This window comes from Tolypothrix campylonemoides VB511288_2, from assembly GCF_045999855.1.
In the GTDB taxonomy this organism is placed as follows: Bacteria; Cyanobacteriota; Cyanobacteriia; order Cyanobacteriales; family Nostocaceae; genus Scytonema; species Scytonema bouteillei_A.
In genome coordinates this window covers 12,572-26,844 of the sequence record NZ_JBFPMW010000025.1, presented here as the reverse complement: position 1 = coordinate 26,844, position 14,273 = coordinate 12,572, and the positions used below count along the sequence as shown (strand labels likewise).

13 protein-coding genes are annotated in these 14,273 nt (G+C 41.6%); 10 read left to right on the top strand and 3 right to left on the bottom strand.

The features are described from left to right. Positions 1–35: 35 nt before the first annotated feature. The 5 genes from AB0756_RS39470 (at position 36) to AB0756_RS39450 (ending at position 5,854) form a co-directional block, all read left to right on the top strand. Positions 36–197, top strand: coding sequence for a hypothetical protein (locus tag AB0756_RS39470; RefSeq protein ID WP_408019801.1), 162 nt, complete (start codon positions 36–38; stop codon positions 195–197). A 101-nt stretch (positions 198–298) separates the two neighbouring features. Further along, positions 299–964, top strand: a complete 666-nt coding sequence (locus AB0756_RS39465; protein WP_038091970.1) for a tyrosine-type recombinase/integrase — start codon at positions 299–301, stop codon at positions 962–964. 161 nt (positions 965–1,125) lie between these two features. Next, the gene (locus tag AB0756_RS39460) at positions 1,126–2,100 is read left to right on the top strand and encodes a hypothetical protein (protein ID WP_038091978.1); all 975 of its coding nucleotides are present in this window, start codon (positions 1,126–1,128) and stop codon (positions 2,098–2,100) included. 239 nt (positions 2,101–2,339) lie between these two features. After that, complete coding sequence (locus AB0756_RS39455; RefSeq protein ID WP_038091981.1) at positions 2,340–2,525, top strand: hypothetical protein; 186 nt, start codon at positions 2,340–2,342, stop codon at positions 2,523–2,525. Next, positions 2,522–5,854: a plasmid replication protein, CyRepA1 family gene (locus AB0756_RS39450; RefSeq protein ID WP_038091982.1), complete on the top strand. Its 3,333-nt coding sequence runs from the start codon at positions 2,522–2,524 to the stop codon at positions 5,852–5,854. The genes AB0756_RS39455 and AB0756_RS39450 overlap by 4 nt, the downstream gene beginning before the upstream one ends. A 211-nt stretch (positions 5,855–6,065) precedes the next feature. Here the strand turns inward: AB0756_RS39450 and AB0756_RS39445 are convergent, their stop codons facing one another. Together AB0756_RS39445 and AB0756_RS39440 are read right to left on the bottom strand one after the other, a co-directional pair. Next, a complete protein-coding gene (locus AB0756_RS39445) occupies positions 6,066–6,365 on the bottom strand; it encodes a terminase small subunit (protein ID WP_050045160.1) in 300 nt (99 codons plus the stop codon). Position 6,366: 1 nt separating this feature from the next. Continuing rightward, positions 6,367–7,140: a helix-turn-helix domain-containing protein gene (locus AB0756_RS39440; protein ID WP_050045161.1), complete on the bottom strand. Its 774-nt coding sequence runs from the start codon at positions 7,138–7,140 to the stop codon at positions 6,367–6,369. 202 nt (positions 7,141–7,342) lie between these two features. Here AB0756_RS39440 and AB0756_RS39435 point away from each other — a divergent pair, with 202 nt between their 5' ends. After that, positions 7,343–8,107 carry an SDR family oxidoreductase gene (locus tag AB0756_RS39435; RefSeq protein ID WP_038091987.1) on the top strand — a complete coding sequence of 255 codons (765 nt, stop codon included), beginning with the start codon at positions 7,343–7,345 and terminating at the stop codon, positions 8,105–8,107. A 276-nt stretch (positions 8,108–8,383) separates the two neighbouring features. Here the strand turns inward: AB0756_RS39435 and AB0756_RS39430 are convergent, their stop codons facing one another. Next, on the bottom strand, positions 8,384–8,674 hold the full coding sequence (locus tag AB0756_RS39430) for a hypothetical protein (protein ID WP_050045162.1): 291 nt from the start codon (positions 8,672–8,674) through the stop codon (positions 8,384–8,386). Here AB0756_RS39430 and AB0756_RS39425 point away from each other — a divergent pair. The 4 genes from AB0756_RS39425 to AB0756_RS39410 all read left to right on the top strand — a co-directional run bounded on the left by AB0756_RS39425 (position 8,667) and on the right by AB0756_RS39410 (position 14,227). Next, positions 8,667–8,816, top strand: a complete 150-nt coding sequence (locus AB0756_RS39425; protein WP_153021565.1) for a hypothetical protein — start codon at positions 8,667–8,669, stop codon at positions 8,814–8,816. The genes AB0756_RS39430 and AB0756_RS39425 overlap by 8 nt on opposite strands. Positions 8,817–9,014: 198 nt before the next feature. Then, on the top strand, positions 9,015–12,605 hold the full coding sequence (locus AB0756_RS39420) for a HEAT repeat domain-containing protein (RefSeq protein ID WP_408019800.1): 3,591 nt from the start codon (positions 9,015–9,017) through the stop codon (positions 12,603–12,605). Positions 12,606–13,070: 465 nt separating this feature from the next. Then, complete coding sequence (locus tag AB0756_RS39415) at positions 13,071–13,394, top strand: hypothetical protein (RefSeq protein ID WP_408019799.1); 324 nt, start codon at positions 13,071–13,073, stop codon at positions 13,392–13,394. Between the two features lie 401 nt (positions 13,395–13,795). Next, on the top strand, positions 13,796–14,227 hold the full coding sequence (locus tag AB0756_RS39410; protein ID WP_408104055.1) for a response regulator: 432 nt from the start codon (positions 13,796–13,798) through the stop codon (positions 14,225–14,227). The last annotated feature ends 46 nt before the right edge of the window (positions 14,228–14,273 follow it).

The following is a 14,273-nucleotide window of genomic DNA, read 5'->3' as shown; positions in this document are numbered from 1 at the left end:
AGATTGACCGACAAGCTTAATACTAGATTTAATTTATGCCTTCAAAAAAGCCGCAACTAACAATCCGTATTGAAACAGAAGAGTACGCTTATTTGATTGATTGGGCAGAAAAAGAATTCATGGGTCCATCTCAGTTGGCGAAGATTGTTTTGAAGAAAGCGATCGCGTCACAGAAAAAAGAGAGAGGTGAGGAATGACCGGGAATCAGATAAATGGCTACTTGTCCAGTGGTGCAGTGGAGGAATAATCTCAGTAAAGGACGTAGAGTCCGAAAACTGACGTTTGTGGTCTATCCGGTATGAAAATCAACCGACACGGGAGGGCTAAAGTTTTGACACAGGAAGAAATTCAGCTGCTTTTTAATTCGGGGCTTCAGTCTGACCGTGACCGAGCTTTGTTTGGTGTCTGCCTGTATACCGCTTGCCGAATTGACGAAGCCTGCACCCTGAACACCGCCGATGTTTACACCGCTCGAATGCGAGTGCGGGATGAAATTATCTTCCGCAGGCACAACACTAAGGGAAAATTGGCTGCTAGGGCTATCCCAGTGATTGATGAGCTAAGGTCACTCCTGTTTCAGTACAAACCTACTACTCGCACGGGATTTCTCTTTCCCGGTCGTCACGACAGAGGACACATTAAGTCGGATTCGGCAGCCCGGATATTGAGAGAGGCGTGCTACAACCTATGCTTAGAAGGTGTTTCTACTCATAGTTTTCGCCGTACCGCTTTAACCCAGATGAGCAATGCTGGCATCCCGTTGCGGGTCATTCAGGAGATTTCGGGACACAGAAACTTGGAAGAACTACAGAAGTATTTAGAAGTTCGACCAGACCAGGTACGGGGTGCGGTTTCGGCTTTGTCTATGCTCTCTCATGTTGGGAATAGCTACGTCGTGAAATCTCTCTATTCCGACGTAAGCTCAACCCCTGACACAGGAACGCTTGAGAGCAATACCATTTGAACTAAGTAATGCTCCCAATTGGACAAACAGTGGAAGCGATCGCATGAGCGAACCCGCACCTACATTGGGAGATAAATTTATCCCGTTGTAGCCAAATCCTCTGAGCACAATAACTTCAGAGAAGGAAATAATTTGAAAGATATTTGGAGGTAAGAAAAAAGATGAACAAGCTAAGGACTATAAAAAATAATTTAAGTTCTGCGCTCAAGCCACAATTAATAAATACACAATCTCAACTACTAACCTTTAATGTAGTCCTACTTGACAGTGGCTATTCTTTTAATTTTCCCGCTAGTGAATTTAGACTTGATAATGACGAACTTTTTGTAAGATGCTTGTCTTCATTATTGAGAAAAATTCAATGGGAACAAAATTTAAACTCTAATGACTGGTTGGATGCAGTAGCTACTTTAGGTATGTATGTAAATCAAAACAAAAGATTAGTATGCAAACTAATTGAAAAGATACCTATCTTGGTGCAAAGATATTATCCAAATCTTAGTGATGAATCTAAAGAAAAATTAAATGATATCTACTCTAGTGTCGCTACGTGGCTGTGGTATTGGGCAAACGATCTCCCAACTAAAGAGTTATTAAAAAATCCCAAGATGAAGGCTTACAGAAGCTTAGCGATAGTTTGCAAAAAAAGACATGAACTTATCCAATATCTATTTTCCGAATTAGATGAGCCAATCATAAACACGACTATTTTAAAAAATCCTGAATTGGCATGGCTATTTTCTGAATGTTCTTATTTTTTAACAACTATATTAACAAGCGTCGATTGCAAAAATACTGCCTATGAAAATGAAGCGAGATATTTAAGGGATTTGGACGATTATACGGCAAAAAGTCCTAGAGAAACAACAGAATTTTTCAATCCTGGCAATACAGAAGATTGGTTAGATTACACTCACCTATATCTGGATCATATCGCTGCTTTACATTATCAAATCGTTAGTGATAATGGTTACTACGAAGATATCTTTTACACTCCTTATATAAAAGCTAGAACAACTTGGAATTCTATACGTAAAAGACCTCAATATCAAATATTACTTGTTGACGGGAGAAAAGTACATGACAAACCTGGTCGGAGAATCGGCGCTAAATATCGTCAATGTAAAGTTTTGTAAATATACGAATAGTTCCCAAAACGATTTTTAGATATGGTTAGCTGATAAAAGTGGATGGCAGCCCTTAATTAACGGGAAGCAACTCGCTAATACTGCTGGTCGTTTCGCCCTTACCTTACGAGACAACCACCCAAACAATACATATCCAAGATTTTATTCTAGCGAGTTGCGTCTATACGCCGCTATAGGCAAAAAGTTAAAGGCTGTCTCCTGTTGATAGACGAAGAAGGAGACAACCCATGAGTTATTTCAAATATTACATTGATGACATTCTACCAAGTCTTGGTAGATTAATCAAGCAAAAACGGCTCACAGATTGTCTGAATTGCTTGGAATTGCTTGGTTACAGCGGTGACTCTTCAATCACCCTTTTAGCGTATCTGCTGCAACAAGAAGCGCTTGCAGCAGGGGAGGTGGAGTCATGATTGACCCCAAACACCTCCACGAATGGTTTGGTAGCGCAGTAGATGAAAGCATTATTCAGTTAAATGTTAAAACTCTCTCAGGAAACTTAGCATTAGAACATTTGCTCTATGCTCTCAGAGAAGATGCCCGACGCAACGACCGAAGACTGCGAGACAAATATCTTAGACAATACGACCATGTACTCAAGGGTGGTTGGTGGGTGAGCGGACTAGACCCGCTCAACGACTGGGAACCAATGGAATGGGGAAGGTTTAAGCCTGATTTTGCTCGCATGGGATGGGACAAGGAAGCTCAGAAACCTATTGAGAAACGTGTAAAATATGAGTCACCCCCTAAGACTTCCAACCGCGTTACCTACTTGCGAGTTCCGTTGCATACCTGGGAGATGGTATCTAAGAGGTATGGAGTCCCCATGCCAGAACAAATTGTCACCACAGAAGCAGGAGAAGCGATTGGTTTTTGGGCTTGGGTAGTCGCAAACCCCAAAATTCCCATCATTTTAGCCGAGGGCGAGAAAAAATCAGCGTCTCTATTATCACTTGGATTTGTGAGTGCAGCTCTGCCAGGAATATGGGGTGGTCGCGTCGGTGACGGTGAACTAGAGCGGATGCATCCCGATCTCATTCCCGTTGCTCAAACAGGACGGGAATTTGTCGTTCTGTTTGACTACGAAACCAAACCGTCAACCAGAAAACAACTCTACAAAGCTACGAAGCGTACCGGATGGGCGATTACCCGCCAAGCTTGCCGTTGCAAAGTCGCGCTGCTACCAGGGCAGGAAAAAGGGGTAGATGATTGGATTTCAGTTTTGGGAAAAAAATCTAACCAAGCTGTTACAGCGCTGATTGGTGACGCTAGAACACTAAGCGAATATCAAGCGGAAATTCGCATCAACCGGACTAGAGGGCTGCATAAATATCAGCCTAATATCACGGTTAACACGCGCTACCTCTCGGATGCAGTCACAAAACTACCTGACTCTGGGTTGGTAGGTCTTCAAAGTGACATGGGTACTGGTAAAACTGAACTCTTGTCACGTTGGCGGAAGGAACACCCAGAAGAGAGCTTTTTAAACAACGGTCACAGGGTAAACTTGCTGAGAAATCTTGCAGGCAGACTGGAGACTGTTATGTACAACGCAGTCAACGGCGGTAGCTTAGGGGAAACCAAAGCTCTCAGCATCACCATTGATTCGCTGTATAAAATGGCAAATAATTTACAAGCCTACGGGTGTGTTTTTGTTGATGAAGCTTGTCAGTATCTCGCTCACCTGCTGAAGTCTAAAACCTGTCGCAATCATCGGGCAAGTATTCTAGAGGTTCTGGAAGCTGTAGTTTACCGAGCAAAACTCGTAGTTTTGGCGGATGCCCATCTAGACGACTTGACAATAGAATTTTTCCATGCTATGCGTCCCCAAGGAGAGTCACCTTTTATTATTCAGAATAACTGGAAGTCGGGAGGGCGAGAGGTTTTTTGGTACGAAGGTACTAACAGCAGTGCTTTGATAGCACAAATACACGCCCAAGTACTGACCGGAAACAAAGCGATAGTTGTTAGTGATTCTAAACGCTTTATTAAAAAGCTTGAGCGCAGTTTTTTGATGCTGGGCAATGTTTTGCACAGCGACACCCAAGACGATACCCCAGAACCAGAGGCAGACCGTCAGTTACGAGTGTGGGCAATCCACAGTGAGAATTCTGGCAGCGAAGAAAACCAATTGTTCATACAAGAAATTAACACAGCTCTTAAGAGCATAGACGTGTTGCTAACCAGTCCTAGCTTGGGAACGGGGGTTGACATTAGTGTTGATTATTTTGATATCATTTTCGGCGCATTCCATGCAGTTTCTCAATCAGCAAACGAGTGCGCCCAACAACTATGGAGGAACAGAACTAACATCCCCATGCACGTTTGGGTGGCTGAACGTCCACCGTTTGGCTACAACGAAACCAACCCCAAACGCATTAAAGAACGATACTTACAAAAAAATGAGATGACCGCGTTCCTAATTCGCATCGACCGGGAGACGGGCAAGCGCGGAGTTGAGAAGGATTGGGCGCTAGATATCTCTTGCCAGCTTGAGGCGCAACGAAACTTATCCATCAATAATTTACGCCTTGATTTGCGCTCGCTTCTTGAGGACATGGGAAATACCATTATTCCAATGGGAGATGGAGTGAATGAAGCGGCTAAGGATTTGATGAAAACCGCTTCTTCCATTCTCGATCTTGAGCATTATGCAGCAGTCGCCAATGCCAAAGATATCGACCGCAAAACATATGATGCCCGCCAAAAACAAGATTATCTCAAGCCCGATGAAATTCTTGAGTGTGAAAAATTCCGAATTTTTGATAGTTACGGGATGCCTGTCACTCCAGAATTAGTAGAAAAAGATGACTCTGGGCGATTAATTCGTAAGTTAGTCAGTTTGGAAGCGATTTTGTTGCCCCCTGGGGAAGTGATTGTCGATGACCTTGGGCGAGAATTCCAAACACCTCCGGAATTAGTTGCAGAACGCGACAAACAGGAGCGAGAGCGCTTGACAATTTGTACTGATTGGGGTAACTACTCTACCACTTGGCAAATGCGTCATTCTTTGGGACTCAGAGATGTTCTCATCTCAATGATGCTCAAAGGTCAGGAGTTCACAGGCACCGAGGAAATTCTACTTAATTTACGAGAGCGCTCTCATCAATTTGCCCCCCACATCAAACAAATTTTGGGCATTACTATTCCAGTTGAAGATGTCAGCCCAATGTGGATTCTGGGTACTTATCTAGAACAGCTGGGCTTGTCCACTGTTTCACGGCGAACAGGGACAAGAGGACACCGAGTTCGTCAGTATACACTCAATCCCGAAGACCTAGCTTTCGCCCAACAGGTTCTAGAATACCGCCAGAAACGCCGAGTTGACAAAGAGCGACAGCGACAGCTTGACAAAGAGGCAGCAGAACGCCTAACTGCTGGAATGCTCTCACAGTACGGCATAAAAAGCGAATCTCCTCCCGTGTCCACACCCCCCCCATTTATAGGTGGAAAGTACTTTGCTCGGGGGTCTGGACACCAATCAACTCCGGCAGAAAACGAGCACCCAAATCAGCTAAATGAGGAGAGTACGGAGACAAATCCTTTTACGGACAGAGCAAAAAAAGTGACTCGCCTCGTAATGAACTCGCTGAGATTTGGGGTGGAGGCAGTTAAAGACCTTCTGAAACCTCTCAGCTACGACGAAAAGTGGGCTGTTATCTCTTTGTGGGGTGATGAGAATCCAAGCCAGTTTGAACGGTTTGCTTCAATGGCTCCAGATTGGGTTGAATGGTGTAGCTAGGTACTGGATATCTAGGGCTTGCGATCGCAAAGCGGAATCATAAGATGGTCGCTGCTTTGAGTGCCAATTGAGGTGTGAAAACGGCTTGGCGACAATCCCGCGACAATGAAGCCAAAAATTCAAAAAACATGACCTCGATGTTAGCTTTTGCTAGTAAATGTTAGCATTCAACAATCGTAACCACGCGCTCGCATTCCATTTCTAGCTGATCTCAAAGCAGTTTGCGGCCAGGGGAAGCTATTTTTGCAAGTTCTGCCGCAATTCTAAGTTGTCGGTTTAATGCTTTTTCGAGTTTTTCAGTTTTTAACTGCTTTATTTTGGCTTGAATCTTTGTCAGGTTTAATAATTTTAAGCTTTCTTCTTGAGCTGCTTGCAGTCGTTTGTGATAGCCAGCACGAATGTAGGCGTACACTGGATTTTCATCAATTATGTATTCATGGCAAAATTTTAGTTGTCTCGGAGTTAAGTTTTTCTCTGGATTTTCAGATTTTCTCAATGGAGATTCAAGCATTTCACTCTTTAATTGAATTTTGATAAGCTTCAACATTGTAACCGCGCAAATCCAACGCTCTCAACGCTTGTTGGTAGACTTCGTAATCCTCTGTAAAATCCTCATCACATTCTAAGAAGCTTAAGAAATAGTTGGCATCAAAATCCTCTCCTAACTCGTCTGGGAGGGTTTGAGTACGCCAAAAGTACTCAGAAATCTCATAATTGTGAAAGTGAAATCTTTCTTTCTGGGTAGCTTGTTCTCTTTCTCGCTCTTTTTCTAATTTCTGTTGGGCGAGCAGTACTTTCTGTGGCTTGACGGTTGCAGATGATTTTTGAAGATCTACGGTTGCTAGCTTTGCGTCACAAGATTCTGTCACCTGGCTGAAAATTGACCTTCGCTCCTTGTCATCGAGTCCCACCCATCGTGCAACCATTTCGGCGGCTTTTAATCTGTCAGTTGGTTTTGCGTCCACATTCGTCAAACAATCCTCCACCGTCGCGATCGCCACTTCAGTTAAATTCAGCAAGCGAATCGCCAACCGACTGCTTAAGCTGAGGTCTAGAGTTTGATTTGGTTCAATCTTGGCGACTTTTTCCAGAACTGATATTGTTGGCGAGACAGTAGCGACATTATTTGTCGTTTCCTCCTGAGGAGTTTCATTTTTTCCAGTGATTATGACTCCTGTCTGTTCAAACTCTCGCACCCATCTTTGGGCTGTTCTTCGGGATATTTCGCATAAACGTGCGATTTCATCAGTGAGCTTATTTTGCTGATACAGCTTTAAGGCCTGCATTTTAGCGCCCTTTTTACTCTTCATTTGTCGTTATTGACGTTCAACCTTACTATTGTCGCAAATGTCCTGATTCTCTTCTACCCTGGTTGTCGCCTAGTGTCGCTACACTTTAAAGTTTGGGAAAGTGGAAATCAAAGCGAGCGCTCTCGCTAGTTCGTTAATGCTAATCTGATTCAAAACCCTCAGAATCAGGAGATTTTGCATGAACCGCTTACAAGGAAAATGTACCCTCATCACTGGTGGCACAACGGGTATAGGGCTTGAGACAGCTAAACAATTTCTTGCAGAGGGTGCGCGTGTAGCAGTCACTGGGAGCAACCCAGACACACTAGCTCAAGCACAGCAAGAACTGGGCAAAGAGGTAATCGTCATTAAGAGCGATGCGGGTCAAGTCGGCGAACAAAAGCACTTGGCAGAGGAAATCGCTAAAGTTTTCGACAAGCTTAATGCCGTCTTTCTTAATGCTGGGATTGGCATTTTTCAACCGCTTGAGGCTTGGGATGAAGCAACGTTCGATCATCAAATTGCAGTCAACCTTAAAGGACCCTATTTTCTCATCCAAAATCTATTGCCAATTTTGGCAAATCCCGCTTCGATCGTCTTAAATACCTCAATTAATGCTCACATCGGAATGCCAAACTCTAGCGTCTATGGTGCAAGTAAGGCTGCGATGATCTCGCTGGCAAGAACTCTATCTGGTGAACTGATCGAGCGAGGAATTCGGGTCAACGCCATTAGCCCAGGTCCGATCTCCACACCGATACTCGGAAAGTCTGGTCTTCCAGCCGAGCAAGTTCAGCAAATAGCAGAGGCGATCCGCAACCAAATTCCGTTAAAGCGGTTTGGCGCTCCGATTGAAATAGCCAAAGCAGCGGTGTTCCTAGCCTCCGATGAATCCTCCTTCATGCTGGGTAGTGAGATGATCATTGATGGTGGCGTGAGTACTTTAAGTTGGCAGTTGAGTTAAGGGACTTCCAAAGAATAAATTAATCAATAAAAACTAAGAAGTGGTGTTTGAACAATAATGATAATTCTTTTTACAGAAGGAGAAGAAGGTTGCCGACGGCAACTGCTTTCTCCTCCTTAAAATTAGACCATCTAGGGGTTACAGCAGGGAATCTCAAAGCCAAGGTTATTGGTAGAAGTTGGAGAATCAAGCGCTCCGACTTGGAAGAGTTTGTCGAGAAGTTGTTTTAATCTCGCCAAATACCGCCAGAACTATTGGCTGTAGACAGGTATGCCATTACTCAATTACTACATTGTCAATTAATACTACAGAAAAACTTTTAGCATAAAGAATTTTCTGAGGGGTGTATGGGGTGAAAATTGCTATACCCCTACTGCATCCACCATCGGGAGATGCATGAATTGGGGATTGGAAATTGGGAGTAGAGAGGAGTGGAAGCGATCGCGCTAAAACAGTTGGTAGGAAATCTTTAGTTAGGGTTACAATCAAGTCTATAAGGTTAGGTATGGTTTGATATGGTTTGGTCAAATCTTCTGCTAGGGGATTTTCAGGAGAACTTATGTCCAAAAAAGTAACAACACATTTGCTAAAAGTTTTCTTAGTCTTTAAAAATTCACCAAATCAGTGGTTGACAGTCAATGATGCTGCTGAGAAATCAGGCATTAATGTTAATACCACAAAGAGCCATATTCGCTTTCTTACTCAGTAGAAAGTTCTGGATGTTGTGGATGAAATGCGACCTCATTGTTATCAAATTTCTAAGAATGCTTCCACTTATACGGCTGAGCTAAAAAAAATTAGTGGCGAGCGCCTTAGCAGAAAGCTAAAACATTTTTATAGGAAAAATTATTGACTTTTGAAAAATGTCGGGAATCCCTTCACTAAAATATGCGATCTGGTTTGAACAATGTCTTTATCTGGAAACGAGCGTCAGGAAATCCAAAAAGCTTTATTGAGTGCTTTCCCGGAGAAATCATCATTAGAGCAAATGCTGTCGTTTGAGTTAGATAAAAATTTAGATGCGATCGCTCTTGGAACAGATTTAACAGAAATTGTCTTTCAGCTCATTCAAACAGCAGAAGCACAGGGATGGATTCAAGATTTAATCCTTGCAGCGTGTAACGATCGCTCTGGAAATCCAGAATTACAAGCTCTCGCTCAAAAGCATGGTCTGGCTCTTGAAACTACAGCTACTTTTATTAACTGGCACAAAGTCTGTAGAGAAATGCTGAAACCACAGAAGCGAATAACCAGTAATGTTTTGATGCAAGATGAGTCTGCCAAAAAAGAAAGAGAGCCAATTTATGTTCCCCTAGCATTCGTGCAGAGAACAAAAACGGATAAACGCAAAAAGGAAGACATTTCCCCAGATGCGGGAACACGTCTTTATGAACCAGAGTATGAAACGCAGCAACGATTTGAGCATGAAGCTTTTTTCAGCCAAATTCTAGAACGCGGTGAAGGGAAAACCAAAGGTAAGCGAATAGCTGTGATTGGAGAACCAGGTGCTGGAAAAACAACACTACTCCAAGCGATCGCTTTTTGGCTGTTAGAGAAAGATTTAGGATTTCCAATCTGGATTTCTTTGGCGGATTTACAGTCCAAAAGTCTAGAAGAATATTTATTGCAAAATTGGCTAAAAAATACTTTAAAGGTAGGATGTATAATACCAAAACAAGAAGAAATCTTAATAGAGCTATTTCAGAAAAATCATGTCTGGTTGCTGTTAGACGGGGTAGATGAAATATCTGGAAGCTCAGCATCTTATTACCTGTTAGAAGAAATTTCTCGTCAGTTAAATGGATGGGTGAGTTTATCGCGGGTGGTGTTAACGTGCCGATTGAATGTCTGGCAAGCAGATCGTCATGCACTAGAAACTTTTGAAACCTATCGTCTACTAAACTTTAACTACCCTCAACAAGTACATCAGTTTATCGACAACTGGTTTATAGAAGACATTGAAAAAGGAGAACGGTTAAAGACAGAATTAGACTCATCTGGACGAGTGGGCTTGCGGGACTTGGTGCAAACTCCGCTGCGTTTGACGCTGTTATGTAGTATCTGGCAAAGTGAAGAGGGAAATTTACCACAAACAAAAGCGGGACTATACAAGCGATTTGTAAGGCAGTTCTACAAATGGAAAGAAAACCGTTTCCCCACTAGTCAAAAAGAACAACGAGACTTAAGCAACGCTTTAGGATGTTTAGCCCTGTGGGATATCGACGAGGGTGGTTCACGGTTCCGGTTGCTAGAAAGTTTTATCACAAAAGAACTCGGAGATCCAGATGATGAGACTTCGCTGTTTTACAAAGCATTACAATTAGGTTGGCTGAATTCTGTAGGCATTGCGGCTGGATCTAACAGTGAAGAAAAAGTTTATGCTTTTTACCATGCTACCTTTGAAGAATATTTCGCGGCGTTAGCTGTTGAAGATTGGCACTATTTTCTGAGTCACGTTCCTCAAAATCCAGAGCAAGGAACTTATCGTATATTTGAATCACAGTGGAAAGAGGTGATTTTGCTGTGGTTGGGGCGAGAGGATATAAAAGAAGAGCAGAAGCACGAATTTATTGGAGCGTTGGTAAACTTTCAGGATAGATGCGGTCAATGGAACAGAAAAGATGTAGACAAAGGTTTTTATGAATATAAAGCTTACTTTTTAGCGGCTGTGGGAATTACTGAACTCAAAGATTGCTCTCAAGTAGATGAAATAGTAAACCAAATCGTTACATGGAGATTTGGGTATTTCAATAATCACTCACGGCAATGGCAGACATTTAACCAAAATATAGTAGAAAATGCTAGGACTGTACTTGTAGAGACGAATCTTGAAAGAGCGAGCGCTGCCTTAGAGAATTTAATCGCTAATTCTCAAGATGAATATACCCGTATGCAAGCGGCATATAGTTTAGGAGAAATAGCCCCAAATAACACCACGGCTATCACTGCATTAGTGGAATTAATTTGGGATTCTCAATCTAGAACTACCCGTTGGGAAGCGGCATCTAGTTTAGTTCAAATAGCTCAAAATAACACGACGGCTATCACTGTATTAGAGGAATTTATTCGGAATTCTCAATCTGGAACTACCCGTTGGGAAGCGGCATCTAGTTTAGTTCAAATAGCTCCAAATAACACCATGGCTATCACTGTATTAGAAGAATTCATTCGGGATTGTCAAGATGAATATACCCGTTTGGAAGCGGCATCTAGTTTAGTTGAAATAGCTCAAAATAACACGACGGCTATCACTGCATTAGAAGAATTGATTCGGGATTGTCAAGATGAATATACCCGTATACAAGCGGCAGATAGTTTAGGAAAAATAGCTCCAAATAACACCACGGCTATCACTGCATTAGAGGAATTCATTCGGGATTGTCAAGATGAATATACCCGTATGCAAGCGGCAGATAGTTTAGGAGAAATAGCTCCAAATAACACCACGGCTATCACTGCATTAGAGGAATTGATTCGGAATTCTCAAGATGAATATACCCGTATACAAGCGGCAGATAGTTTAGTGAAAATAGCTCCAAATAACACCACTGCTATCACTGCATTAGTGGAATTGATTCGGGATTGTCAAGATGAATATACCCGTATGCAAGCGGCAAATAGTCTAGTGAAAATAGCTCCAAATAACACCACGGCTATCACTGCATTAGAGGAGTTAATTCGGGATTCTCAATCTGGATCTACTCGTTTGCAAGCGGCAGATAGTTTAGTGAAAATAGCTCCAAATAACACCACTGCTATCACTGCATTAGTGGAATTAATTCGGGATTCTCAATCTGGAGCTACTCGTTTGCAAGCGGCATATAGTTTAGGAGAAATAGCTCCAAATAACACCACGGCTATCACTGTATTAGAGGAATTAATTCGGGATTCTCAATCTGGAGCTACTCGTTTGCAAGTGGCAGTTAGTTTAGGAAAAATAGCTCCAAATAACACCACCGCTATCACTGCATTAGAGGAATCAATTCGGAATTCTCAATCTGAATCTACCCGTTTGCAAGCAGCATATAGTTTAGTGAAAATAGCTCCAAATAACACCACTGCTATCACTGCATTAGAGGAATTAATTCGGGATTCTCAAGATGAAGAAACCCGTTGGCACGCGGCATATAGTTTAGTTCAAATAGCCCCAAATAACACCATGGCTATCACTGCATTAGTGGAATTCATTCGGGATTCTCAATCTGGAACTACCCGTTGGCTAGCGGCATATAGTTTAGTTCAAATAGCTCCAAATAACACCACTGCTATCACTGCATTAGTAGAATTAATTCGGGATTCTCAAGATGAAGAAACCCGTTGGCACGCGGCATCTAGTTTAAAAGGATTGTTAACAGAACCTCAGAAGATGGCAACAGTTGTCACAGTTTTGAAAAATCGCTTATTAAATAATGAGGCTTACGAAGTTCTCTGGCACTGCGCCCAAACTATGACTTATCCAGATTTTTATCAAGCTTGGAATGAAGAAAGGCAAGGGTAGTTATAGGATGAGATAGAAGCCAGAATGAAGCAGTCTACCCGTTGCGGTGAAGTGCTATCCCTTCGATTAGTTATGAGAATCTAGTTTGCAAGAATCTGGGTTGCTTAAATCTGTTTTCACATAAGCCATGTTCGATCACTGCCATGCTGGACGCAAACAATTTCAGTCTATTGCTGAAATCACTAGCTAAAAATAGTCGCTGGGGGAGAGTGGTCGGGTTTCGTTGCGTTTTGATGCTTGAGTTGATTTTTTGGAAATATGTTTTTGACGACATCGCGCTAAAACAACCGCACATCAAGGAATAGCAGCGTACTACACACGATATTAGGCTAATTCCTACACACCTCACAACTTCCTCAAAGTCACTTACTAAAGTCTGTACACAAATGCTGCATTTTAAGAAAAATGCGAATATCATCTACCTATAGGAAGAAATATCAGACTATCTTAAGGGAGAAAGTTGAAATGTTTAATTCTAGTATGATTTTGAGAAATTTCTTAATCCCGCTTGAAAAGTACACAATAATTCAAGATTTTGTCTACTTTTGCAGTGGCATATGGTTGATGAATAAAATTCGTGTTATTCCCGTAGGGATTCCTGAAAATGTATTAGAATCTGACCCAGTATTAAAATCCGTACAATCTAAAATAATGAGATTACCTAGAACTCCTATAGTAGGAGAATTTCTTGTTTGGAGAAATCAAAATTTTAGAATTACTAAAGTAACTCATTATAGTGAGAATTATAGTTATTCAGCAGAAATAGAAATGCAGTGGTGTGAAAGATAAGCCAAAGTTCTACAGAGTGTGTTTGACGACATCGCACTAAAACAACCGCACACCAAGGGATAGCAGCGTACTACATTGGAACAAAACGTCCAATTCTAAAAAATCTGACTCTAATAAGTATATTTACTTCACAAAGCATGGCATCATACTACATTCGTAGGTTAAGAATTTTTTGTGAAAAACCCATTTAGAGTATTGACGACATTTCTACACTTCCAAAAGTAAACGACGCTAGCAAGAATCTGACTTACTAAATAGAAATACTTGATTAAGAAGAAAATTTAAAATAGAGAAATTGATTAAATGAACTAATATTAGATGCCCACTAGAAAACTAGTGCCACCTAGTCTCTAGCAGGACTTCGCCCCTAATTGGACTCTCAAATAGGAGATACTATTACTATGATAAATCATACTTATGATTGTCATCCTAATGACGTGGAAAATAATTCTCAAGCTTTAGATGGATTACGAGCACTTGTAGTAGATGATGATGTTGATAACGGTATATTAATTGCTTTTATTCTTGCGCTCTACGGTATTCAAGTAACAACAGTATCATCAGCCATAGAAGCTTTAGAGATAATAAAGGAATGTCAACCAAATATTTTAATTAGCGACATAGTTATGCCTCAAGTTAATGGCTATTCATTTATTCGTAAAATTAGAAACCTTAACACTACCCTCAGCATGATTCCTGCAATTGCTATAACTGCTTTAGCTACAAAAGATGATTGTGATTTAGCTTTAGCATCCGGATTTAACGTATGTTTAATAAAACCTATTGACCCTGATGATTTAATAGCAAAAGTCAAAAAACTTATGTACCAATGATTATGAGTCAGATTCTGAAGATTCTTGTTTCGGTGCTTGTGCCTTC

What these genes read in the sequence shown, in the direction of transcription:
- AB0756_RS39470 (WP_408019801.1), top strand. Translation starts at nt 36, where the DNA reads ATGCCTTCAAAAAAGCCGCAACTAACAATCCGTATTGAAACAGAAGAG.
- AB0756_RS39465 (WP_038091970.1), top strand. Translation starts at nt 299, where the DNA reads ATGAAAATCAACCGACACGGGAGGGCTAAAGTTTTGACACAGGAAGAA.
- AB0756_RS39460 (WP_038091978.1), top strand. Translation starts at nt 1,126, where the DNA reads ATGAACAAGCTAAGGACTATAAAAAATAATTTAAGTTCTGCGCTCAAG.
- AB0756_RS39455 (WP_038091981.1), top strand. Translation starts at nt 2,340, where the DNA reads ATGAGTTATTTCAAATATTACATTGATGACATTCTACCAAGTCTTGGT.
- AB0756_RS39450 (WP_038091982.1), top strand. Translation starts at nt 2,522, where the DNA reads ATGATTGACCCCAAACACCTCCACGAATGGTTTGGTAGCGCAGTAGAT.
- AB0756_RS39445 (WP_050045160.1), bottom strand. Translation starts at nt 6,365, where the DNA reads ATGCTTGAATCTCCATTGAGAAAATCTGAAAATCCAGAGAAAAACTTA.
- AB0756_RS39440 (WP_050045161.1), bottom strand. Translation starts at nt 7,140, where the DNA reads ATGCAGGCCTTAAAGCTGTATCAGCAAAATAAGCTCACTGATGAAATC.
- AB0756_RS39435 (WP_038091987.1), top strand. Translation starts at nt 7,343, where the DNA reads ATGAACCGCTTACAAGGAAAATGTACCCTCATCACTGGTGGCACAACG.
- AB0756_RS39425 (WP_153021565.1), top strand. Translation starts at nt 8,667, where the DNA reads ATGTCCAAAAAAGTAACAACACATTTGCTAAAAGTTTTCTTAGTCTTT.
- AB0756_RS39420 (WP_408019800.1), top strand. Translation starts at nt 9,015, where the DNA reads ATGTCTTTATCTGGAAACGAGCGTCAGGAAATCCAAAAAGCTTTATTG.
- AB0756_RS39415 (WP_408019799.1), top strand. Translation starts at nt 13,071, where the DNA reads ATGTTTAATTCTAGTATGATTTTGAGAAATTTCTTAATCCCGCTTGAA.
- AB0756_RS39410 (WP_408104055.1), top strand. Translation starts at nt 13,796, where the DNA reads ATGATAAATCATACTTATGATTGTCATCCTAATGACGTGGAAAATAAT.